The 22,795-nt window shown below is 26.0% G+C and carries 24 protein-coding genes; 4 read left to right on the top strand and 20 right to left on the bottom strand.

The features are described 5' to 3' along the window. The first annotated feature begins 42 nt into the window (after positions 1-42). Positions 43-768 (top strand): MBL fold metallo-hydrolase, encoded by a 726-nt coding sequence (locus PWP28_RS04935; protein ID WP_109603909.1) that lies wholly within the window; start codon positions 43-45, stop codon positions 766-768. Here PWP28_RS04935 and PWP28_RS04930 read toward each other — a convergent pair. From PWP28_RS04930 to PWP28_RS04840, 19 genes are all read right to left on the bottom strand, one after another. After that, the gene (locus PWP28_RS04930) at positions 758-1,387 is read right to left on the bottom strand and encodes a hypothetical protein (RefSeq protein ID WP_308644350.1); all 630 of its coding nucleotides are present in this window, start codon (positions 1,385-1,387) and stop codon (positions 758-760) included. The two genes, PWP28_RS04935 and PWP28_RS04930, sit on opposite strands and share 11 nt — an antisense overlap. Beyond that, positions 1,384-2,622, bottom strand: a complete 1,239-nt coding sequence (gene fliY / locus PWP28_RS04925; protein WP_308644349.1) for a flagellar motor switch phosphatase FliY — start codon at positions 2,620-2,622, stop codon at positions 1,384-1,386. Before fliY ends, PWP28_RS04930 begins: the two co-directional genes overlap by 4 nt. Next, positions 2,622-3,695 carry a flagellar motor switch protein FliM gene (gene fliM / locus PWP28_RS04920; protein WP_109603906.1) on the bottom strand — a complete coding sequence of 358 codons (1,074 nt, stop codon included), beginning with the start codon at positions 3,693-3,695 and terminating at the stop codon, positions 2,622-2,624. The genes fliY and fliM overlap by 1 nt, the downstream gene beginning before the upstream one ends. 14 nt (positions 3,696-3,709) lie before the next feature. Then, entirely contained in the window at positions 3,710-4,243 is a 534-nt protein-coding gene (gene fliL, locus PWP28_RS04915) for a flagellar basal body-associated protein FliL (RefSeq protein ID WP_109603905.1), read from the bottom strand. A gap of 18 nt (positions 4,244-4,261) precedes the next feature. Further along, a complete protein-coding gene (locus PWP28_RS04910; RefSeq protein WP_109603904.1) occupies positions 4,262-5,134 on the bottom strand; it encodes a flagellar motor protein MotB in 873 nt (290 codons plus the stop codon). A gap of 15 nt (positions 5,135-5,149) precedes the next feature. Further along, positions 5,150-5,929: a motility protein A gene (locus PWP28_RS04905; protein ID WP_109603903.1), complete on the bottom strand. Its 780-nt coding sequence runs from the start codon at positions 5,927-5,929 to the stop codon at positions 5,150-5,152. Then, on the bottom strand, positions 5,930-6,133 hold the full coding sequence (locus PWP28_RS04900; protein ID WP_109603902.1) for a flagellar FlbD family protein: 204 nt from the start codon (positions 6,131-6,133) through the stop codon (positions 5,930-5,932). It lies immediately after the preceding gene. A gap of 21 nt (positions 6,134-6,154) precedes the next feature. After that, positions 6,155-8,251 carry a flagellar hook-basal body complex protein gene (locus PWP28_RS04895; RefSeq protein ID WP_109603901.1) on the bottom strand — a complete coding sequence of 699 codons (2,097 nt, stop codon included), beginning with the start codon at positions 8,249-8,251 and terminating at the stop codon, positions 6,155-6,157. Between the two features lie 19 nt (positions 8,252-8,270). After that, positions 8,271-9,017 (bottom strand): flagellar hook assembly protein FlgD, encoded by a 747-nt coding sequence (locus PWP28_RS04890; protein WP_109603900.1) that lies wholly within the window; start codon positions 9,015-9,017, stop codon positions 8,271-8,273. Further along, positions 9,014-10,690: a flagellar hook-length control protein FliK gene (locus tag PWP28_RS04885; protein ID WP_308644348.1), complete on the bottom strand. Its 1,677-nt coding sequence runs from the start codon at positions 10,688-10,690 to the stop codon at positions 9,014-9,016. Before PWP28_RS04885 ends, PWP28_RS04890 begins: the two co-directional genes overlap by 4 nt. A 2-nt stretch (positions 10,691-10,692) precedes the next feature. After that, positions 10,693-11,355, bottom strand: coding sequence for a hypothetical protein (locus PWP28_RS04880; protein WP_109603898.1), 663 nt, complete (start codon positions 11,353-11,355; stop codon positions 10,693-10,695). 100 nt (positions 11,356-11,455) lie between these two features. After that, a complete protein-coding gene (locus tag PWP28_RS04875) occupies positions 11,456-12,145 on the bottom strand; it encodes an RsmE family RNA methyltransferase (protein WP_308644347.1) in 690 nt (229 codons plus the stop codon). Beyond that, complete coding sequence (gene serS, locus PWP28_RS04870; RefSeq protein WP_308644346.1) at positions 12,145-13,419, bottom strand: serine--tRNA ligase; 1,275 nt, start codon at positions 13,417-13,419, stop codon at positions 12,145-12,147. Before serS ends, PWP28_RS04875 begins: the two co-directional genes overlap by 1 nt. A gap of 15 nt (positions 13,420-13,434) precedes the next feature. Next, the gene (lptC, locus tag PWP28_RS04865; protein ID WP_264149945.1) at positions 13,435-14,064 is read right to left on the bottom strand and encodes an LPS export ABC transporter periplasmic protein LptC; all 630 of its coding nucleotides are present in this window, start codon (positions 14,062-14,064) and stop codon (positions 13,435-13,437) included. Beyond that, positions 14,054-14,833, bottom strand: coding sequence for a patatin-like phospholipase family protein (locus PWP28_RS04860; protein ID WP_264149944.1), 780 nt, complete (start codon positions 14,831-14,833; stop codon positions 14,054-14,056). Before PWP28_RS04860 ends, lptC begins: the two co-directional genes overlap by 11 nt. Further along, positions 14,830-15,612 (bottom strand): patatin-like phospholipase family protein, encoded by a 783-nt coding sequence (locus PWP28_RS04855; RefSeq protein ID WP_109603893.1) that lies wholly within the window; start codon positions 15,610-15,612, stop codon positions 14,830-14,832. The genes PWP28_RS04860 and PWP28_RS04855 overlap by 4 nt, the downstream gene beginning before the upstream one ends. Positions 15,613-15,621: 9 nt before the next feature. Then, on the bottom strand, positions 15,622-17,673 hold the full coding sequence (locus PWP28_RS04850) for a hypothetical protein (protein ID WP_264149943.1): 2,052 nt from the start codon (positions 17,671-17,673) through the stop codon (positions 15,622-15,624). A gap of 13 nt (positions 17,674-17,686) precedes the next feature. After that, positions 17,687-19,336, bottom strand: a complete 1,650-nt coding sequence (locus tag PWP28_RS04845; RefSeq protein ID WP_308644345.1) for a PEGA domain-containing protein — start codon at positions 19,334-19,336, stop codon at positions 17,687-17,689. Beyond that, complete coding sequence (locus PWP28_RS04840; RefSeq protein ID WP_109603890.1) at positions 19,326-19,766, bottom strand: MarR family winged helix-turn-helix transcriptional regulator; 441 nt, start codon at positions 19,764-19,766, stop codon at positions 19,326-19,328. Before PWP28_RS04840 ends, PWP28_RS04845 begins: the two co-directional genes overlap by 11 nt. 75 nt (positions 19,767-19,841) lie before the next feature. On the opposite strand from PWP28_RS04840, the gene PWP28_RS04835 reads away from it, so the two are divergent. The 3 genes from PWP28_RS04835 to PWP28_RS04825 are packed head-to-tail and all read left to right on the top strand — an operon-like array spanning position 19,842 to position 22,169. Then, a complete protein-coding gene (locus PWP28_RS04835) occupies positions 19,842-20,327 on the top strand; it encodes a hypothetical protein (RefSeq protein WP_109603889.1) in 486 nt (161 codons plus the stop codon). Positions 20,328-20,345: 18 nt separating this feature from the next. Beyond that, the gene (locus tag PWP28_RS04830; protein ID WP_109603888.1) at positions 20,346-20,792 is read left to right on the top strand and encodes a hypothetical protein; all 447 of its coding nucleotides are present in this window, start codon (positions 20,346-20,348) and stop codon (positions 20,790-20,792) included. 15 nt (positions 20,793-20,807) lie between these two features. Next, on the top strand, positions 20,808-22,169 hold the full coding sequence (locus tag PWP28_RS04825) for an MATE family efflux transporter (protein WP_206050492.1): 1,362 nt from the start codon (positions 20,808-20,810) through the stop codon (positions 22,167-22,169). Positions 22,170-22,233: 64 nt separating this feature from the next. On the opposite strand, the gene purN is transcribed toward PWP28_RS04825, so the two are convergent. Then, entirely contained in the window at positions 22,234-22,794 is a 561-nt protein-coding gene (purN, locus tag PWP28_RS04820; RefSeq protein WP_109603887.1) for a phosphoribosylglycinamide formyltransferase, read from the bottom strand. Between the last annotated feature and the right edge of the window lies 1 nt (position 22,795).

The following is a 22,795-nucleotide window of genomic DNA, read 5'->3' as shown; positions in this document are numbered from 1 at the left end:
TATACAGAAAAATTAATTAAAAGAGTTGAGAGGTGAAAAAAATTGCTTTATCAGTATAATAATCTGTATTTTTTTTGGTTTGAAAATGGTGCGAGTAATATAACTTTTTTAGAATATTCAAAAGGTCTCATAGCTTTTGATAGTTCTTTATACCCTAAAAAATTTAATGAAATGACAGAAATAATAGAAGATAAAACTGGAAAGAAATTAAAAAATATATATTTAACTCATTATCATCCAGATCATTCATTTGGAGCTATCTTTAATAAAAAAAATTTACATATAACTATGAGTGATCTGACTTTTAAATATCTCACTAATTTTACTGAAAATCAATTGAGAGAAATTTCAAAATTATCTGATTTTAATTTTTCAGATATTAATATAAATTTTGAAAATAAGAATATAGAACTTTTTACTAATACTAATTATAATATAATTGATGATATTATTGTTTCTTCAAAAATCGTTGGAGGTCATACTACCGATTCTACAATTTATATGTTGAAGCCTATGAATGTTTTAATTTCTGGAGATTTGATTTTTTCAAAAGTACATTCAGAGCTTTATAATTCTAATATTGATTTGTGGGTAAATACTTTAGAATCTTTGAAAAAAATTAATTTCAAAAAAATAGCTCCAGGACATGGAAAGCCTGGAGAATCTGATTTAATAAAATTACAACTCGATTATCTTTTTAGTGATAATGATAGAAGATTAAAAGATGATAGATTTAAAAACTATCTTTTGAATAAAATCATTTTATAATATTATTTATTAAATCATCTAATTCTTCTTCCTTCAAATTATTAATTTCTGTAATATAAAAATCTATTTTTTTATTTTCTTGAGAATTTAAAATTTGAAACTTTTCAAACATCAATATTTCTTCTTTTGGTTGCTTAAAAAAAACTTTGAATTTGACAAAATCAACATTTAATAATTTTAAAAAATTTTTTGTCTTAGGTTCATAATAATCTATAATCATTTCATCTTCGATAAAACTTTTATGATTTAACTTTTCAGGTTTAAAAGATATCAGTATTCCCTGGAATAATTGAGGTATGCTTGCAGTTAAAACATTTACTTCTTCATAAGAGTCTGTATGATTTTGAGATGATGTATAAAAAATATTTTCAAATATATCATATACGTAATCAATGCCCGAAAATAATTCGGGCTTATTTATTTTTATTATTAAATATCTGTTTTTTAAAAAATAGACATCACTTTCTATGACTGTTGGTTTAGTTATTTCCATAATTACTTTTAATTGTAATTTCAAATTATCTTTTACTATTAAACTTGCTATATATTTTTCAAAAGCATTGTTCGAAAAGATAAATATTCCTATGAGTAAAAAGATTAAGATGAAGTACTTTTTCATTTGATCGTTCTTAACCTTTCTTTCAAAGATACTATTTCTGTTATTCTTATACCAAAACTTTCTTCAATTACAACTACTTCTCCTCTAGCTATCAATTTTCCATTTGCATATATATCAAGAGGCTCTCCAGCAAGTTTATCAAGTTGTATCATAGAACCTTGATGTAAATCCAGAACTTCTCTGAGAGACATATTAACTCTACCAAGTTCAACTTTTATTTCTAAAGGTACATCTAATAATAATTGTAATTTTGATAAATCTACTTTTTCACCACTTCTCATAGATGGAGGATTACCATCTATTTCTCCAAAATTAACAGGGTTCACGGTAACCTCACTTCCTTGTTGTATAATATTTGGGTTTGAATGATTTGTATCATCAGGTATATATTGATATTGTTGAGTTGGTTGAGGTGCTTGTTGTTGAACTGGTTGTTGAGAAACTTGTTGTGTTTGTTGCCTCGTATTAGGTATTTCTGGTGTATGAGTTGGTTCATTTTGATTTATATTATTTTGAGGTTTAACTTCTGAATCTTTATTTTCTTCTTCCATAACTTTTTTCATCAAATCTTGAACTACTTTAGCAAATTTTAATGGTATAAACTGCCAAAATATAGTTTTTGTAAGACCCTCTATTTCCATATTAAATCTTATAGATATAATATCTTCATCTTCTGATGTATTTAAAGGAGGAAATACTGTATCTGGACTTGAAAAATCGAGTATTTTTATTTCAGGAGGTGTTATATCAACAGATGTTTTTAAAAATTCTGACATAGCTGTAGAAGCCGATCCCATCATTTGGTTCATAGCTTCTCCTACTGCACTTTTACTTATTTCATCAAGTTCAGCATTTTCTTCAACGTTTCCATCTCCACCCATCATCAAATTTGAAATTATTAATGCCATCTTGGCAGGTAAAACAAAAGTATTTAATCCTTCCAAGCCTTTTTTATAATTTATTATTATTACCAATTGTTGATCTTGAAAATTAGTTTTTATATCCTTAAATTTTACTATATCAGATTCTGGAGAACCTATATTAACTTTTTTTCTTAACAGTGTAGATAATGTGGTAGATCCTGATCCCATAGCTATATTACCTATTTCACCCATCATATCTACTGTACTATCAATATCAACATTTGAATCTTTATTATCTCCATTTTCTTCTTCATTTAAGCCTTGTAATAATGAATCTAATTCTTCTTGACTTAAAAAATCATCACCAAGCATTATTCTTCACCCCCTTCAACAGGTGGTTTATCTTCTTCGAAAACTTCTTCATTTTTTAATGATTGTTGAATTAAAAGTTTTTCTAATAAGTCTTTATTCTCTTCTTCCACCTTAACTGCATAATATCCTTTATTTTTACCTATTTTTGTTTTGTATACTGGCACTCCTTGAACATTTAAATCTATTGGATCTTCATAAAAACTGTTCAATCTTATAACATCTCCAAGCTTTAAATTCATCAAATCCCTTAACTCTAAAGAAGCATTCCCAAGTGTTGCAGAAAGTTGTAATTCAGATAACATTAATAATTTTTTTAGAGTTTCTTTTTGCTTTTCAGATTTTTTAAAAGATTGTGTCCACATTCTTGTGGATAATTTATTCGAAATTGGCTCTAAAGTAGATGATGGAAAACAAATATTTATAAATCCCTGTACATCTCTAACAGTTATAGCCATAGTTATTAATATTGTCATTTCATTTGGCGGTGCTATTTGAACAAATTGTGGATTAGTTTCAACTTTATCCAACATTATATCAAAATCAGTTATTATAGACCATGATTTAGCTAAAGATCTAAGCATCACAGCCGATTCTTTTCTAAGTATAGACATTTCTATATCTGTTGGTGTTCTTAGTTGTTCAAAAGCAACTCCAGGACCTCCTAAGAGTTTATCAATCATAACATATCCAATATCAAGTCCTATTTGAAGTATGGCGCTTCCAGATAGCATATCTGTTGAAAAAATTGCCATATATGTGGGCGTAGTAAGAGATTGTTGAAATTCCGAAAAAGTAATTTGATCTATACTTGCATACCTTACTTCAACAAATGTTCTTGTTCTTCCGGATAAATAAGTTGATAATTCCCTTGCAAAGTTTTCATGAATTAATTGTATAGTTCTTTGCTGTTCTCTCGAAAATTTAACCGGTCTTCTAAAGTTATATTCTCTTACTTTTTTTTCTTCAAGACTGGCTGCTACTATATCTTCACCGCCACCTTCTTCAGATGAATCTGATAAGGAATTTAATATTTTATCTATCTCATCTTGAGATAATGTATCATTACCAGCCATTAATAATCACCTCATCATTCAGTAGAAGATACAGTCAATATAACCATTATAACCTTTACTACTCCTAAATTTTCTCTTTCTCCAGTAAATCCTATTATTTCATTTACCGAATCTTTTATTTGTTTTTTTATTAATTCTATTCCTTGTGAATTTGAGACTTCAGATCGTGTTTTATTTAAAAATATCATCCTTACAGCTTCTAAAACTTCTATTTTATTTGAAGCTAAAAGATCTCTAGCTTCATTGCTACCAACTTTCATATTTAAAGCATCTATAACAGCAACATCTTTTCCACCTTTTAACATCACAGGGTATCTTGCACCTTCTCTTATTAGTTCTGAAGTAGATATTATCTGTGTTGATAATGAAGAGGAATTAGATACATCTGCATTTTCTTGAACATTTGGAGATAATAATTTTATTATTAAAAAAGAGGTTCCGGCTGCTACTATTAGAGTAACAACTACTGTTATAATTAATATCATTATAAGATTAGGTCCTTTTTTTTCTTTCGTTTCTGGAACCTGAATATTATCTTCATCAGCCATAATTAATTACCCCCCGCTTTATCTTATTCTTTGTCTTAGTATTAATAAATCTATTCTTCTGTATAAATCTCTTAATACTTTTATTTCTTCCTCATATTGCTTTTCAAGTTTGTCTTGTTGTTCTTTTAATTCAACCGCAGTTATCTCTCCATTTTGAAATTTATTTTTTGCTATTTCATTTTGAGAGTCTATTTCTGCTTTTAATTGATTTATTTGTTTTTTTATCTCCCTATCTCCAGTAGATATAGGAAAAAATCTATCTTGATTATAAAAATATTCTATATCGAATTGTCCATTTTTTACTTCAGCAAGTAATTCTAAAGTTCTTCTTTCTTTTAATTCACTTGTAAAAAAATTTGCTACACTCGCAGCTCTTGCAGAAGCCATATGCCAATTTGAAGGATAAATATTATTGCTTGTTATTGGCAAATCATCCGTAAAGCCATATATTTCTATTTCATTTGTGGTATGTTCTATTATAATTTTTCCAACTTGATTTAATAATTCTTTAGCTTCTTTTGTAAGTTCAGCACTACCAAGTTTAAAAAAAGCCATATCTTTTAATGAAACTAATGTTCCTCTATCAGTTTCTTCTATTGTAATTTTTCCTTTATATTTTTCATCTTCAACAATTTTTAACAAATCCCTTTTAACTCCAGGGTTTGAAGTAATAAGTGGTTCATCAGCTATCGATTTTCCACCCACTAAAACTCCCGGAGGAGCTCCGTTAAAAGCATTGTTAAAACTCATAGCTGCTTGTTGAAATTTTCCAGGAGATATGGTAGCCATTGAAAATAAAGCTACGAACATAGTCATTAAAAGTGAATTTAAGTCTGAAAAAGTTGCCATCCATGCTGGAGAACCTGCGGCTTCTTTTTTCTTTTTAGCCATTTAGTTCACCCCTAATCATACTTCAGTATCTTTTTTGTTGGCCTCATAAGCTTTTCTATCTGTAGCTGAAAGAAAAGCTTTTAATTTTTCTTCCATTAGTCTTGGATTTTCTCCCTGTACTATTGAAAGAATTCCTTCTAATGCCATTCTTTTTTGGTTTAAACTGTCTGCAACCCTTCTTTTTAGCTTTTCAGCTGGAGGAGTTGCAAATATATTTGCAATTAATGCTCCATATAAAGTAGTTACGAGAGCTATAGACATTTTTGGACCTATTGTCGTAGGATCATTTAATGTCTTGAGTAAAAGAACTAATCCTATAAGTGTTCCAATCATACCAAAAGCTGGTGCTAAAGCCGCCCAAGTATCTAATACACTTATCGATGCTTCTTCGTCTTGCTCATATAATTCCATTTTTATTTCTAATATTTTTTTTATTTCTTCAGGATCTGTACCATCAACAGCAGCTCTTAATCCATCTTTCATAAATTCATCTTCTATGGAAGGTATATCTTCTTCTAATGCTATCATTCCATCTCTTCTGGCTTTTTCAGCAAAAGAATACAATGTTCTTAAAGATCCTATATTATCAATTTGTGGATTTTTTATAGCTTTTAAAAAGGTACTAAACAATTTGAATGCCGTTTCTTTTGGATGGGCTATAAATGTTCCTCCTATTGACCCTATAACAGTTATAAAGAAAGATTGTGTATCTAATATAGCCCCAAATTCTGAACCCACACCCATAACAATTGCCAAGATGGCAAGTACAAGACCTATTATTGTAGAAATATCCACTTATATTTCACCTCTTTGACCATTAATAGAATAGTTCCTTTTATATTCTATCACTTTTTTTATTATATCTTCAATATTATCCTTTACTACATATACATGCCCGTTCATCATAGTAATTGTAGAATCTGGATTCATTTCGATTTTTTCTATCTGGTCACAGTTCAATATAAACTCTTTATCATTGAGCTTATTTAATTTTATCATAATTATCAGCTCCTAAGAGATTTATCTTTTCATATTAACTAATTCATTTAATATTTGATCAGATGTTGTTATTATTCTCGAGGTAGCTTGAAATCCTCTTTGAGCAACTATCATGTTTGTAAATTCTTCTGCAAGATCTACATTAGACATTTCAAGAGCTCCTGGAATCAATGTTCCTCTTCCACCTACACCGGCAATTCCAATCTGTGCTAATCCACTATTTGAACTTTGTGCATATAATGAATTTCCTATTTCCATAAGACCCTCTGGATTGTTAAAAGTGGCAAGAGCAACTCTTCCCAATATATCACTTCTACCATTTGAAAAAGAGCCAACTACTTCTCCAACTTCATTTATAGCAAAAGATTCGAGAGTTCCTTCAGCATTTCCATCCTGATCATTTACTGTTACAGAGTTTGGAGATGCAAATTGTGTTATATTATTAAATTTAATTTCAACTTTAACAGGTCCAGCAGCTGATGATGAAGATGGTTCTTGAGATTGATCTAATGCTCCACCAGTTTTTGCTGGATCAAACCAGAATCCAAATCCACCTTTTCCATCCACTTCATTTATTGAACCATCATCTTCTATACTCCAATCCGTAGCAGCTATAGATCCGTTAGAATCAAAGGCTATTACACCTTGTGCAATTTCATCTGTTTGATTTCCTTGTTGATCTAATTTCTTTAAAGGTGTTCCATCTTCAAGTTGTGCTTTCCATTGCCATGTATTTTCATCTATTTTAGTAAATTTTATGTATGCATTATAAGAGTTCCCCAATGAATCAAATATAAGAGTTGAAGTCGAAACTGTAGGACTTTGATATTTTACTTTTGAAAAGTTTGTCGGTGTTTCTAAGTCTGTTAATTTTATTTCTCCACCTGTTGCTGGTTGTAAAACTTCTCTCTCAGTTCCTTTTAAAGTCAATGCAGTAGTTCCTGCATCTATATTCAAACTTGTATCTGTAGCATTCAATTGAAGTCCAGTTAGTTTTACACCATTTGCGGCATCTTCTAATCCTTTATTAAGAGCATCATTTATGTCTTTTACAGTATTTCCTGTTCCAGTAAATGTTAAAGCTGTTCCATCTTTGTCAGTCAAAGTAACTTCAAAAGTTCCAGGTGTTCCAGCAGCAAAGTTAACATTTATAGGTTGTGTTGTGTCTATTTCTACACTTTTACCATCTTTTGTTAATATTATATCTCCTTCTATTGAAGCAGTTGAAGTACCTCCACCTATATTTAAAGTTGGATATGCAGGAGGAGTTCCCGTTTGTTCAATATTATATTTTTCTATTATACCAAGTCTGATTTTTGGATCTGATTTTGGAGTTGTTGTATTTCCATCATAAGTTATCCATTCTTTTACATTTCCCGATTCATCGAGTTCAAGATAACCTTTATTATCTTTCAAAGGATAGTCTTCATTTAAAGATTCTGCTGTCCATTTATATACTATTTTATCTCTATTAGCTTTGCTCATATCTCTTTCAAATCTGAACTTTACAGGTATATTCTGTCCAGATAATGATTTTATAACTATTGTAGATTCTTTTATCCCCACATCTGATTTTAAATTGTGTGCAAGATTCACAAAAGTTGTTTGTTTTGCAGCCATAACTTGTCCCGCAGAAATTTGTATATCTCCTATAGGATCATTTGAATCCACATATCTTTTTCCCGAACTCGAAATTTTTGCAGTCCAACCTTGTAGTTTCATTCCTGAGCTTGGATCTACTAAATATCCGGATGTATCTCTGGTAAAATTTCCAGCTCTCGTAAAATATGAGCCTTCTCCATCAGAAAGAACAAAAAAACCATCTCCCTGTATGGCTAAATCTGTTATTTTACCAGTACTTTGAAATGAGCTTTGACTCATTATTTTGTCTACTGACGCAACTTTTGATCCCATACCTATTTGCATTGGATTAGTTCCTCCAAATTGGCCATCAGGTGATTTTCCAGATTTTAATGTTTGTAATAATGTTGTTTGAAAAGTCACCCTTGAAGATTTAAATCCAACTGTATTTACATTTGCTATATTATTTCCAACTACATCCATTTGTGTTTGAAAGTTTTTCAATCCTGTTATTCCAGAGTACATTGCCCTTAACATATTTTTCCCCTCCTAATAACTATACTTTATCCTTTTCTTCAGTTTTATCTTTATCATCAGGTTTATCTCCATCACCAGGTTCATCTGGGTCTGGTTTAGTTTCACCAGCTATTTCTTTTATAGCGGAGATAGGAAATTTTCTACCATTAACTATAACATAGAATTTTTCCCCTTCAAACTGAACAGCTTCAACTTTTCCACCATCAAGCCCTGTTATTTCTACTTTTTGGCCATTTTCCATTCTATATAGTTTGTACTCATAAGTACCATCAGGCATTGCAACTCCGTTTGCATTCCTTCCATTCCATGAAAATGTGTTTATACCTTTAGGTAATACTCCTAAATCATCAGAATAGATTAATTTTTCATTTGCATTATAAATTTCTATTTTTATATTACTAGATTTATCTACATCAAATATTACATTTTGGGTTACACCATCTTTTAAAGCCATTTTATTATCTTCTACTACAGCGTTTTTGCCAACAAGTCCTGTAGCCTGCATTCTATATAAAGTTAGTTGAGAACTAACCATGTTTTGAAATGATTTACTCATATTCATTATTTGTTCTGTTTGGGATAATTGTGACACTTGTTGAATCATTTCTTTACTATCCATTGGGGCTGTAGGGTCTTGATATTTCATCTGTGTTAGCATTAATTGCAAAAAAGCATCTTTATCCAATTCTTTTTTTATTCCTCTTTCTTTATTTGCCTGTAAGGTGCTATAAAATAATCCTGTTTTATCAATGCCTGTATTCATCATATTTCTTCACCTCTTAATAAATCCTCAAACTGGCTTTCATTTTCTTTATTTTCTTTGTTTTTTTCATTTTCATTGTTTTTTTGAGGATTTTCTTTTTGATTATTTAAATAATCATTTTCTACATCCACTTCAACTTTTACTTGAACTGGATTATATCCATTATCTTTTAATTGAGTTATCAATTGTTGTAATGTCCTCGCTATTTGAGATTTTGATGATTCATTATCTGTTATTATGTTTATAATTATTGTTTTATTTGTTTTTGTTAATTCTACAGTTATTTCTCCTAAATCTGGTGGAGTTATTTTGATATTTATTGTTTCTGTAAATGTGTTTAATGTAGTATTTTTTTGAATAATTTGCTCTATATGATTGTTTAATTCTTTTAATGGTAACATTGTAACATTTTGTTTATTATTAGTAGTATTCAATTGATTTTGTTTTATATTAGAAGTTTTTTCTATTTTATTAGAGCTTTGAACATATTGTTTGCTATTTGAATCATTTTCTGTTTTTTTATTATCAAAATTTATTTTATTTTCTTTCGTATTTTGTTTCAAATCTTCTGAGTTTTTTTGTTCATCTTTTTCAGATTTGTTTTCTAAATTATTAATGGGTTTAAAAATAACATTTTCATTTTGTATATTTTTAAAATCTTTTTTTATAAGATCTTGATTTTCTATTTTTATATTTTCAGTAGTTCTTAAATTATCTTTTTGCATCATTTCTAATATTCCATTTATTTGTTTATTATTGATATTTGAATTTGAAGCTTGCACATTTAATTTCAAATTATTTAATAAGTTTTTTCCCAATTCTATTTTTTCATCTTTTTGTTTTATATCCCTATCTGCATTTATTTGAAGATTTTTGATCATTTCAAGAATTTTATTTTCAGATGTTTCAATATTTAAATCTTCTAATGATTTGGAAGTTTCTTTAACTTCACCTTCTATTGGAATAAATACTTGTTTTGACTTTATTTCAGATTTTTTATCTTGTATCTTTTCTAATAATGAATCAGATTTTTTTATATTTTTTACATTTTTTTGGAGTATATTATATTTTGTTTTTGTATCATTTTTCTCTATTATTTCTTTTGGAATTATTTTTACATGTATATATTTATTAGCTTTTTTTTGAGGTATTAATATTTCTTCATCAGTTTTAATATTTTTTATTTTTATAAATATATTATTCTTTCCTTCTTTTGATTCTTTTATATTTAAAACCTCTAATTTTATATTAACTTTTTTTAATATATCTTGAATTTGTAAAAGTAATTCTTTTAATTGTTCTGTATTATCTTCATTTGATAAATTATTTATGAGATTTTTGAATTTTTTTATTAGTTCATTTTTTTGTTCTTTAGAAAGTTCTTTCATTCCATCTAAGTCTATTATTTTTTTTATTTTTTCTAAAATTTGACTTTTGTCATTATCTATTATTTCTTTTTTTACAGGAATATCATTTATCTTTAAAGATTTTATTTCTTCATTTGATGTTTCTTTTTTTGTATTTTTTTGTTCATTTATTTGATATGTTTTTTCGTTTTGCATACTATTTTTTTGATTTAAAACTTTCTCAAAATCGATAGAACTTTCTTTTGTATTATTTTCTGATTTTATCTCGATTTTATTATTGTTTATAAGATTTAATATAATACCATTCAAACTTATTCACCCCTTTTTTCACCAAGTGTTGCTATTATTTTAGCTGCTTTTTCAGGGTTGACTTGAGCTATTGCTTGAAGTATTTCTGCAACTACTCCAGAGTCCATAGTATAAAAGGAATCAACTATTAGTTGTACACTGACTTCATCTCTTATGAGAGCATTGGCTATTTCTTGTGGAGTTGATGAACTTAACCATGCCGATAATTTATTTATTCTTGAATTATAATCATTGAATTCATCTAATTGTTTTTGAAAGTCTTGTTGATTTTTTTCTAATTCAAGTTTTTGTTTCGTTAGTTCTTCTGTTTGTATTGATATATCATTCATTAATTTATTTAATTCTTCTTTTTTTGCTTCTAATTGAAGATTTTGATCTTCCATATATTTTATTCTTTGTTCTATGATATCTTTTTGATTCGCAATTGGATTACCTATTTCTAAATATTCATACTTAATCATATCATTTACAACTGGTATGTTTTTTGTTATATAAGCTAAATATCCTCTCCAATCATTTTTTAAACTTAAGTTAAAGTATGATATTCTATTGAATTCAAAAACTATATAGCCTACACTTAAAAGAAAAAACGCTATTAATAATCCTATTATTAAAAAAATCGTAATTCCTTTTGATTTATTTTTCTTCTTTTTTTTATCAGCCATCTTCATCCTCCTTACAATATATTTTTCTATAATATTAAAAGTTTATCCTAATATATTATTTTTTTATTTATAATTAAAAAAGGTGCAAAAAAATTGCACCTTATAAAAGTCTTCTATATTTATAATTTATTATGCTTAACACATAAAATATCGATGTCTCGAATCTAAATATTGTTTTTCCAAGGTTTATTATCGGAATATTTGATTTATTTAGTATTTTTTTTTCATTATCCGAAAAACCCATATCTGGACCAAATAATAAATTTATTTCTTGAATATCATTTTTTAGATTTTCTTCCATTGAATAGTTTTCAGAAAAATCAAATGCAATGGTATTATCATTTAATACTATTTCTTTAAAATTTATAATGTTTATATCTGGTATTTTAGATAAATAAGATTGTTTTGCCGCTTGTATAGCTGTTTTTTTTATTTTATCTTCATTTTTATAATTTATGGTAGATTTTTCACCTTTATATATATTTATAGTATTTATTCTCATTTCAACAGCTTTTTCTATTAATAGGTTCATTCTATCTACTTTACTTATTCCAAAATATAAATTAATATTAGGTTTGAAATTTAGTTTTTGCTCTCTTATTTCATTTATTTTTAAAATAGTATTTTTTGAGGAAATTTTTTTTATAATACATTTATAGATTTTACCATCATTTATAAATGCATCTAATTGTTCATTTTCCTTTTTTCTCATTATCTTTAAATGAGCAGTTTCTTGTTTATCCAATATTATTTCATCATTTTCTTTTTTTCCAAAAAATAAATTTGGCATTAACCTATATACTCCAACCCATTCATATAAGGTTTTAATACCTCTGGAATTTTAATCCTTCCATCTTCCATTTGATAATTTTCAAGTACTGCAACCAAAGTTCTTCCAACAGCAAGTCCAGAGCCATTTAATGTATGTAAATATTTTAATTTATTGTCTTTATCTCTAAATCTTATATTCGCTCTTCTCGCTTGAAAATCTTTTGTATTTGAACATGAAGATATTTCTTTATAATTTTGATATGATGGAAGCCATACTTCTATATCATATGTTTTTACTGCCGAAAAACCTAAATCTCCTGTACATAATGATATAACTCTATAAGGTAATTCTAATAGTTGTAATATATTTTCCGCATCTTTTGTTAATTGTTCATGAGCTTTTTCAGATTCTTCTGGATGAACATGCCAAACGAGTTCAACTTTATCAAATTGATGTTGTCTTATCATACCTCTTACATCTCTACCATAACTTCCAGCTTCTCTTCTATAACATGGTGTATAAGCACAATATTTTGCAGGCATTTCATCGAGAGTTAATATATCATCTTTATGCATTCCCACTAAAGTAACTTCAGCTGTTGGAATTAAAAATAAATCATCAGCATCTGTATGATATAAATCATCTTCAAATTTTGGTAATTGACCTGTTCCAGTTATTGTTTCTCTCGTTACAAGATGTGGTGGCATTATTTCTGTATAACCATTTTTTGTATGAGTATCAAGCATAAAATTCGTCAATGCTCTTGACAATTTTGCTATTTGTGATTTTAATATTGTAAACCTTGATCCCGATAATTTACTGGCTCTATCAAAATCCATCATATTTAAGTCTGGACCAATATCCCAATGAGCTTTAGGTTCAAAATTAAATTTTTTAGGCTCTCCCCATTTTCTTAATTCAATATTATCGTTTTCATCTTTTCCTACTTTTACATCATTTGCAGGAATATTAGGAATATAAAGTAGCTTTAAAGAGTATTCCTCATCTATTTTTTTTAATTCATTATCTAATTCTTTTATTTTTTCAGATATCTTTTTACCATCATCTATTATTTTTTGTGCCTCTTCATTTTTACCTTGTTTTTTTAAATCTGCTACATTTTTTGTATTATTATTTCTTTCTGCTCTATAATCTTGGACTATATTCATTATTTCTCTTCTTTTTTCATCAAGTTTGATCAATTCTTCCAATATTTTTGTATCATTTTTTCTGTTTTCTAATGAATTTTTTACTTCGTCTATATTGTTTCTTACATATTTTATATCTAACATTTTTTTCCTCCCTATTTAATCTTCTTTTTTGTCTTCTACTTCAAGAGTTAGATTAACTTTAGTAGCTTTCATTTCATTTGTTTTGGTATTAAAAGTTGCTTGTTGTGACTTTAATTCCATTTTTTTCTTTTCATTTAATATGTATACATCACCTTCAAGATATAATACATTTTCTTCTTCTTTATAACTAAATTTTTTTGCTTGAATATTATAATCACTTTTTATTATTTTTACTATATTTTCAGACTCTCCTTGATAGGACTTATTTTTATTATCAAAATTCATAATATCACATTTTATTGTCATTATCTCTTCATCTATTTTAATTTTTGTTTCAACATTGTTTTTTAATTCACCTTTTTCTTCTTTTAAATCAAAAAAAAGTTCTTCTGCGTTTGAATCAAACGTTTCAGAATTTATTTTTATATCTTCAGCTAATAGATTGTCCCATTCTTCATTAATTATATTTATTGTTGCACTGTTTGTTATTATGTTTATATCTTCTTTTTTTATTTTAACATTGTTTCTTAAAACATAATATTTTTCTTTTCCACTTATATCATCAGCGGAAACATTTACAGTAGATGCATAGGTTATTGAAGCAAGGATTAAAATAAACAATATCATTATTTTTTTAATTTTCATTTATTCCCTCCAAGAATTTATAAGCAGCTTTTTTACCATTAAAAAATTCTTTTATATTGTATGGATTTTCTGAAATATTTTCTGGTTCTATTTTATTCTTTGAATTTGTATATATCCTATAATTTTTTATGGATCTTCTATTTGAAATTTTCAAAAGTATTTCTACTCCATTTTTTGGTATTGGAAGTTCTACTTTTGACTCATATGATATTATTATATCATCATTTTTTATATCCTTTACTGGAATAATAGATAAGTATGATGATGGTATATATAATCCTTCATCATATTCATAATACTGATAATATGGAGGAACAGAAAGTTCCATAGTTAAAGCTTCATATATATAGGTTTCTTTTGATATTATTTTAAACTGCCTATTTTTTAAATCAAAAACTTCTAATTCTATATTTTCTTTTAAATCTGATATTTTTAAAGTTTTAAAATATGATTTTAAATATTCTTCCAATTCTTTATTATTGTATAAGGAATTATTCCCTCTTCCAAGTTTATAAAGTGATGTTATTTGAGAATACCTACTTTGATATATATCTTTCGATATTATTGAATTTAAAGGATTTTCTTTCTCATAAAGAAAATTTTTTAATTTACCCAAAAAATTTTCTTGGTATAAACTAAAAAATATTCCTATTAGACTTCCTGTTCCAGAAAGATAAAAATCTATTTTATTTTGATTTTCAAGTATTCCTTGTAAAACTCCACTTTCCCAATATAATCCTTCAAAATATCCACCCATAATTATTCTCATAATATTTCACTTCCAAATTTTTCATAAGCTTTTTTATATACATAATCGTATTGTGTAAACTGTTCCCAACTCAATTGTTCATCAAATATATAATATTCATCACTTATAGCTTTTTCTCTTTGATTTATTAATTCTATTTTGAATTCATCAACTGTATTTATATATTCTATTCCATTATCATATTCTTCTTTGAAATCTGGTTGAGATATATCACAAGATATTATATAGTCTGCTCCTTCTTCTTTTAAAACATTTGCAGGAACAGGAGTTATAGATCCTCCATCTACTAAGAGCATACCACCTATTCTTAATGGATAAAAAGCAGCAGGAACATTTGCAGAAGCCATGACTGCATCTATTATAAAACCTTCATTTATTATTATTTCTTCACCAGTTTCTAAATCAAATGTTATTGCATAAAAAGGTATTTTACAATCAGAAAATTTTTTATTATGAAAGATTTCTTTTAATGAATTATATATTATATCATTGGTATTTATTCCAGTTGTAGATATTATTTTAGTGAACATATTTATTTTAGAATTCAATGATTTTGTTATTTTATTTAATTCGGACAAATTATTTTTTAAAACTTGTTCAACTTTATTATAAAGATCCAATTCTGGATCCAAGGCAAAAAGGGCCCCTATTACGGCCCCTGCACTGCATCCTGATATAATATCTATTTTTTGATTTCTTTTTTCTTTTAATAAGTTTATTAATGCTACGTGGGCTAATCCTCTTATTCCACCGCTTCCCAAAGCTAATCCATACTTCATATTTTCTCCTTAAAGTCCCGAAGATAAGATAAACCAAGTTATAGCTGCTCCAACAGCAACACCAACTATTCCAGTTGTAACAGTAGACCATAAATTAAATGTATTTGGTTTTTCTAATTCTTCGATTTTCTTCTGTAATTTTTCGATTTCTTGTGTATTTTGTTTTGCGAGTGTTTCTCCAACATAGTTTATATTTTCATCAGAAGAGTTGTTATATTCTTTTTCTTGTATTGAAGTTATATCCCTTTCAATTCTCTCTATTCTTGAATCTCTGGCTATAAATTCTGATGATATTTCATTTCTTAATTCTAATTTCACATCATCTAATGCAGTTTTTAAATTTGTTTGTGAATCTATTTCTTCTAATAAATTATAATATTTTTTTATTAATTCTTCATAACTTTCATTGAGTTTGTTTATTTGTTCTTTATTTATATCAAAGTTACTTATAGATTTCTCAAGGTTTGATAATCTATAATTTAAATCTTGTATATTGTTTTTATTGTTGAAAGAATTTTCATTTATAATTTCATATTTTTGTTCTATACTTCCTATTCTTGTTCCTATTAGTTTTATATCTCCTAATTTTGTTATATCTTCATTCGTGACATTTATTAGATTGGTTATAGAATTTATTTTGCTATTGAGTTGTTCATAATCTTCTTTATATTTTTTATCTTCTGAATTTATTTTTTGAATTATATCTGAATTTTTCTGTACTTTATTTTCTAAATCTTCAAATCCTTTTGAATATATATCTATTTGTCCTATTTGATCTGAATATATGCTCATGAATCTTTCAAGGCTTGATATTCTTTGGGTTAAATTTTGCATTTGTGGATCATAAGTATTTTCTTCAGATTTATTTATATCATTTTTTGATATTTGAAACATTAAACTATCTATTTTTTTTCCTTGAAAAATAAGTTCTGATGAAAGATTATCAAATTTTTCATTTGTTTGATTTAATAAGTTTATATAGTATTTTTCTCTTTGATCAAAAGATTCTATATATGATTTATTGTATTTATTTGAGTCTTGTATGCCTTTGATCTCATTTTGAATTTTATTTAAGTCTATTTTTAAAGATTCTATTTCAGCTTTTATTAATTGTGATGAAGGATCTTTATCATCTAATGTTGAATCTATTATTTTATTTTCATATGCTTTTAATTTTGCTTCTATATCATTTAATTTTGAATCATATGAATTTAAGTTTAATGTATTTATATCTTTAATACTATTTTCTATATTTACTATTCTTGAATCCATTTTCATAAGAGTTGATTCTAATGTTGTACTGTAATAACCGATTTCAGAGTTTGCAATGTTTCTTAAAGTTGTTTTTAAAGCATCTATTTCATTATTAAATTTCATATCTACATAGTTTTTTAACTCTTCTCTACTTTTTTGTTCATTAGACATTATTAAAGTATTTAAATATTCTGTATTTTTATCATACTTTTGGTTCAAAAGTTGTACTTGTTTTTCAAAATTTTCCATTTTTTTATTAAATTCCGTCATTTGAACTAATGTTTCTTCACTTATTTTTTGTAATTCTTCTTTTGCAGCTTTTTCGGCAACTTTATTTGTATTTTCAACGATATTTTTATATATAACATTATCTGCTTCAAGGTTTTCCCCTGGAGTTATGACTTTCAATATGTCACTTACTTGTTTCGTAAGTAATTTTACATCTTGATCATAATTTTCTATTCTAAGATCAAAAGTATTTACCATACTTTCAAGATTTTCTATTCTTTCTATAGGTTTAGCTTGTTCTATATAAGCTATTCTATTTTCAAAGTCTACAATTTTATTTCCATATATTCCTTCTAAATAATCTAAAATTTTTGATCCAAAAACAGCTATATCATATTTGGGCATTGTTTCTGAACCATTAAACCTTCCTTGATTATCAAGTGTCATTATTCCATTTTCTATCATTCTTATAACATGTGGATAAGATGGTGATGAAGGTTTTAAATCTTTTATATTTGTTTGAGAAAATGCGAAAGAACTTATCACTATCATAAATAAAAATACTATTATTTTTTTCATTTTTTACCTCCAATTAATTTAATGATGTTAAGTCTATATATTGAGGTTCATAAATAAAAATGATTATTTTTTCATTTTTGTATTCTATTTTGTTTGCCCCCATATTCAAATAAAATAATTCTGGTATATTCGTATAATTTTTGTCATTTACTTTTATACCCGTATCGGACTTTATTTTTACAGGTATATCATATTTAAAATTAAAGTTTATATATTTTATTTCATTATCTTTTATATCAACATTAATTATTTCACTCATATTTGCAAAATTAGCTTTTATATTGTATGTTCCAGGATTTACAATTTTATTTATAGCATCTTGAGCATTTACATAATCTCCATTTATATAAAAGGATGTATTTGGATTATTAGAACTTATTATCAACATTGCTTTATCTTCTTTTGTGAATAGATCAGAAGATTCTCCAGGTTTTGCATTTACTATATAATTATTTGAAATTGTTTTTATGCTTACAGGTTGTTCATTTGAAATCAAATTTAAATTAAAAAATGATGGTGATTTTAAAGACTTATTTAACATATTTATATATTCATTTTCTGAACCTACAACATTTATGAAAGATGTTCTTTTTAAGTCTATCATCTTTATATTTTTATCAATTACTGTATTTATATTTTTATCTTTATTTAAAGCTCTGAATGAATGCTTAGAATCATCTATATATATTTTATTTATTCCATTTCCAAAATAAACACCATCTATATTTATTTCATATTCTTTAGCATTTATTATATCTATTTCATTGAACATACTTTCCAATGTAATATAATAAGAATTATAATCTTCCTCTTTTTCAAGATTTATATACATTTGTTTTGTTTTATACCCAAATTTTGAAAGGGTTATTGTATATTTTCCTTTTTTCAACATAGATGAATATGGAGTATTTCCTTTATATTCACCATCTATATAAACTGCAGTTTCAATTGGATTACTTCCTATACTTAAATTTATTCCTTTGTTTAAATTTATAGTCATTTCTCCTTGATTTGAATAATTTTCTATTTTTTCTCTTATATAACCTTCTTTCTCTATATATATATCTTCTATTTTTTCTTTTTCTATTATAATAGGTGTTTCTCCAATATATTCATTTTTATAATAAACTTTTGATTTCTCTGGAGTTGTATTGATTTTTATATATCCCATTTTTAACAATTCATCCGTTATTGTCGTTTTTAAAAATGGTTTTGAATTTAAATTTACTTCAAGAGTATTGTATTCATTCGCCATTATTTTTATAGATTTTACAGTGTAAGGAATATCTATATAATCTTTGTTTTTTAATTCATAATTAATTTTTGTTTGCTGATACTCATATTCAACTGTAAATTGAGGAATATTCAAATTAAATTCTATTCTTGTAAGTGGTATTTGTTGAGCAATTAAATTTTCATATGAATTTTGTTGTAATTGTATATTTTTTTCATAATCAGTAAAACCAGATTTTTTTAGTTTTATATTATAGTTTCCTTCTGGTATTTCTATTATTGTTTGTTCTGATTGTATTGTAGTATTATATACATCATTTATAAAGATGTCTGTCCCTTTTAATCCCTGAATTACTATATTTGCCGAAAATGAAAAAAGAGTTAAAATCATCAAATAAAATATACTTAAAACAGACTTCTTATAGTTCATCACCTTCAACCACCTCATTTAGTGTATTTTTTAGCTTTATCAATTTTTCTATAAAAGTCTCATCTTTTCCCATTTTTTCTATCACTTTTTCCATTAAACTTATTCTGCGTATTATAACTTCATCTATTATTTTTTTCCCCTTTGTTGTTATTTTTACATTATATATTCTTTTATCTTTTGATGATTGTATTTTTTCTATGAGATTTAACGCTTCAAGTCTTTTTATTAATCCAGTTGTTGTTGATTTTGTAACTCCTAAACTTTTACTTATATCACTTAATTTTTTATCTCCCTTAAAATAAAGTATTTGAAGAACATCAAATTGTGCTGTTGATAGTTCTAATTGTTTTAATACTTTTCTTCCTTCTATTTTTATTTTAAAGTTTATTTCTCTCATAATTTTTTCCATTTGCACAGAATTTTCTTTCAATTTTATAATCCTCCTCATTTATGTTATATAATTATACATGATAACATTTTACCATATTTTATTTGGAGGTTCATAATGACAAAAAACATAACGGTTTCTGCAATATTTTCAGTTATAAGTGTTCTATTATTTTCAAGTCAAATGTTCATACCTTTTTTAGGAATGGCTTTTTCTTTTCTTGCTGTAATTCCTCTTTATTTTATATTTAAAATGGCAGGTAAAAGATATTTTTATATGTCTATTATATCTACTTTTGTAATAATATTGTTTTTGAATGATCCTTTTGGATGGATTTTTTACGGTTTAATACTTTTACCAGCGACAGTATCAGTAATAGAGAAAAGAGCTATATTTCAAATTATTTGTTTTTCTTTAATCGAATTAGGTTCTTTATTTTTATATAAAGTATTTTTTGTAGTGGATGGTCGTATTTATGAATTAATGGCTAATCTCTGGTTTTTAATAGGATTAACATTTTATCTGATTCTTCATTTTTCTTATAAAAGAATTTTTAATTTTTCATATTTTCTTTGGAAAAAAAATTATGATAATAATAACTAAAAATTTGGAGGTGTTTTTATGAAAAAATTTTTATTTTTTGCTTTTTTAATATCTTTTTCGATGATATTAGTTTCATGTTCTATTCAAACTTCTGAAGTAAATGAAGTTAATTCGATTGATTCTTCAAAAGGGAATGATTATATCATTGATGAAAATAACTTTTTTTATATTACTTTTGTAATTTCTTCTATACCATCTGAAACAAACGAAAACGATGATATATATATAATGGGAAATTTTAATAATTGGTTCCCAGGAGATGAAAATTATAGAATGACAAAAAATTCTGATGATTCTTATTCTTTAAAAGTTAAAGTTGTTCCCAATAAAGAAATTAAATATAAATATAACTTGGGAACTTTTAACAGTATAGAAAAAGATTTTTTTGGTAATGAAAGATCTAATAGAATTTTTATTCCAAGATTCAATGATGATATAGTAGATGATCAGATAGAAGCTTGGTAATATTTGGAGGAATATATGTCAAAAGATTTAACTAAGGGGAGTATTTTTAAAAATATCTTTTTAATGGCTATTCCAACTATGATAGGATTCAGTGCTCAAATGATATATGACCTTGTTGATTTATATTGGATAGGAAAAATATCATCTCAAGCTATCGCAGGAATAACTATATTTACAACGATTTTTTGGGTTGTTGAGTCTTTAAATGAAATAATAGGTTCTTCTTCAATTTCCTTAATTTCTCAAGCTTTTGGAAGAAAAGATATAAAATCAACTAATATAGCAATAGAGCAAACTATAACTTTTAAATTCTTGATGGCTTTAATCGCTGCTATTATTCTATCCATTTTTTTAAAACCTATAATGTATCTTTTTACAGATATAGAAACGGTTAACATGGGACTTGAATATGGATATATAAGACTTTTCTTTTTACCTATTATGTTTTCTTCTTATTCTGTTAACACTGCTTTAAGATGTATAGGTGATCCAAAAACTCCAATGTTTATAATGATATTTGTCAGTATTTTAAATATTTTTTTAGATCCAATTTTCATGTTTGATAAGACTCCATTTTTATCTATTCCTGGTTTTAATTTGGGCGTTTTCGGTGCTGCCGTTGCAACTATAATTTCTCAGAGTATTGCATTTTTTATAGGTTTTTATTTTTTATTTTCTGGTAAAAGAGGTATAAAACCGTCTTTAAAAGGTCTTTTAAAATTGAATAAGAATGTGGATATTTCTTTGATGACAATAGGTCTACCTAATGGTTTTGAAATATTTCTAAGAAATTTATCTAATACTTTTATTTTAGGTTTTATCTCAGTATTTGGAAATAATGCACTTGCCGCAAATGGAATAGCTGGTAGAATTTTCGGATTTGCATTTATGCCTTTAGTAGGTCTCTCTATGGGAAGTTCAACCATTATAGGTCAATCACTTGGAGCTAATGATGTTAAAAGAGCTGAAGATTCTTCAAAGATGGCAGCTTTTCTTTCTATATCTTTTATGATGATTTTCACAATAATTATTTTATTTTTTTCACAAAATATATTATCTCTTTTTACAGATAATATTGAAGTTATTAAGTTTGGTTCTGATTTTTTAATTTTTGGGTCTATTGGCCTAATATTTTTGGGTTATGGTTTTGGATTGGCAACTGCTTTTTCAGGTTCTGGTTATAATATTCCATTTTTTATTTCCAGTATGATTTCAAGATGGGGAGTTCAATTACCTTTTTTAATTGTATTTATAAAAATTTTAAATTTTGATATAAATTGGGTATGGGCTTCATTTTTATTTGCTGATCTTGCGGAAACAATTGTAAGTGTTTCATTTTATAATAAAGGAAAATGGAAATTAAAAAGAGTTAAGTAAAAATATACCTCCATAACAGATATGTGATTAATAAATAATACAAAATCTGCTTGGAGGCTTTTTTTTACATTGTTTTTAATATTTTTTCTATTACTTTTGTATATGTTTCATGCTCTATTTCATGTATTTTATTTTCGAGATATTCTAAGTTTTCTTTATAATTTATTTTTATCACTTTTTGTTCTATTATTGTTCCTTCATCTATATTTTCATCTATATAATGTATTGTTATTCCTGTATATTTCACACCATAAGTATAAGCTTTTTGTATTGCATTCATGCCTTTAAAAGCTGGTAATAATGATGGATGAATATTTATTATTTTATTTTTATATTTTTCTATTATTTCTTTTTCTATAATTTTCATATATCCAGCTAAAACTATTAAATCTATGCTTGAATATTTTTCTAAAGTTTTTATTAATAGTTCTTTATATTCATTTTTGTTTATACTTTTTGAGTCTATTATATGTGTTTTTATTTGATATTTTTTTGCTTTTTGTATAACTTGAGCCATAGGATTATTTGTTATAAGACATTCTATTTTTACATTTTTATCTATTTTTTTACATATACTTTCAAAATTACTTCCATTACCAGATGCAAGTATTATTATTTTTTTCATT

This window comes from Oceanotoga sp. (assembly GCF_030445905.1).
Lineage (GTDB): Bacteria > Thermotogota > Thermotogae > Petrotogales > Petrotogaceae > Oceanotoga > Oceanotoga teriensis.
The sequence above is the reverse complement of the archived record's forward strand: the minus strand, read 5'-3'. Positions and strand labels throughout refer to the sequence as shown.

Coding starts and splice junctions, on each gene's coding strand:
- PWP28_RS04930 (WP_308644350.1), bottom strand. CDS start 1,387: ATGAAAAAGTACTTCATCTTAATCTTTTTACTCATAGGAATATTTATC.
- fliY (WP_308644349.1), bottom strand. CDS start 2,622: ATGCTTGGTGATGATTTTTTAAGTCAAGAAGAATTAGATTCATTATTA.
- fliM (WP_109603906.1), bottom strand. CDS start 3,695: ATGGCTGGTAATGATACATTATCTCAAGATGAGATAGATAAAATATTA.
- fliL (WP_109603905.1), bottom strand. CDS start 4,243: ATGGCTGATGAAGATAATATTCAGGTTCCAGAAACGAAAGAAAAAAAA.
- PWP28_RS04910 (WP_109603904.1), bottom strand. CDS start 5,134: ATGGCTAAAAAGAAAAAAGAAGCCGCAGGTTCTCCAGCATGGATGGCA.
- PWP28_RS04900 (WP_109603902.1), bottom strand. CDS start 6,133: ATGATAAAATTAAATAAGCTCAATGATAAAGAGTTTATATTGAACTGT.
- PWP28_RS04895 (WP_109603901.1), bottom strand. CDS start 8,251: ATGTTAAGGGCAATGTACTCTGGAATAACAGGATTGAAAAACTTTCAA.
- PWP28_RS04890 (WP_109603900.1), bottom strand. CDS start 9,017: ATGATGAATACAGGCATTGATAAAACAGGATTATTTTATAGCACCTTA.
- PWP28_RS04880 (WP_109603898.1), bottom strand. CDS start 11,355: ATGGCTGATAAAAAAAAGAAGAAAAATAAATCAAAAGGAATTACGATT.
- PWP28_RS04875 (WP_308644347.1), bottom strand. CDS start 12,145: ATGCCAAATTTATTTTTTGGAAAAAAAGAAAATGATGAAATAATATTG.
- serS (WP_308644346.1), bottom strand. CDS start 13,419: ATGTTAGATATAAAATATGTAAGAAACAATATAGACGAAGTAAAAAAT.
- lptC (WP_264149945.1), bottom strand. CDS start 14,064: ATGAAAATTAAAAAAATAATGATATTGTTTATTTTAATCCTTGCTTCA.
- PWP28_RS04860 (WP_264149944.1), bottom strand. CDS start 14,833: ATGAGAATAATTATGGGTGGATATTTTGAAGGATTATATTGGGAAAGT.
- PWP28_RS04855 (WP_109603893.1), bottom strand. CDS start 15,612: ATGAAGTATGGATTAGCTTTGGGAAGCGGTGGAATAAGAGGATTAGCC.
- PWP28_RS04850 (WP_264149943.1), bottom strand. CDS start 17,673: ATGAAAAAAATAATAGTATTTTTATTTATGATAGTGATAAGTTCTTTC.
- PWP28_RS04845 (WP_308644345.1), bottom strand. CDS start 19,336: ATGAACTATAAGAAGTCTGTTTTAAGTATATTTTATTTGATGATTTTA.
- PWP28_RS04835 (WP_109603889.1), top strand. CDS start 19,842: ATGACAAAAAACATAACGGTTTCTGCAATATTTTCAGTTATAAGTGTT.
- PWP28_RS04830 (WP_109603888.1), top strand. CDS start 20,346: ATGAAAAAATTTTTATTTTTTGCTTTTTTAATATCTTTTTCGATGATA.
- PWP28_RS04825 (WP_206050492.1), top strand. CDS start 20,808: ATGTCAAAAGATTTAACTAAGGGGAGTATTTTTAAAAATATCTTTTTA.
- purN (WP_109603887.1), bottom strand. CDS start 22,794: ATGAAAAAAATAATAATACTTGCATCTGGTAATGGAAGTAATTTTGAA.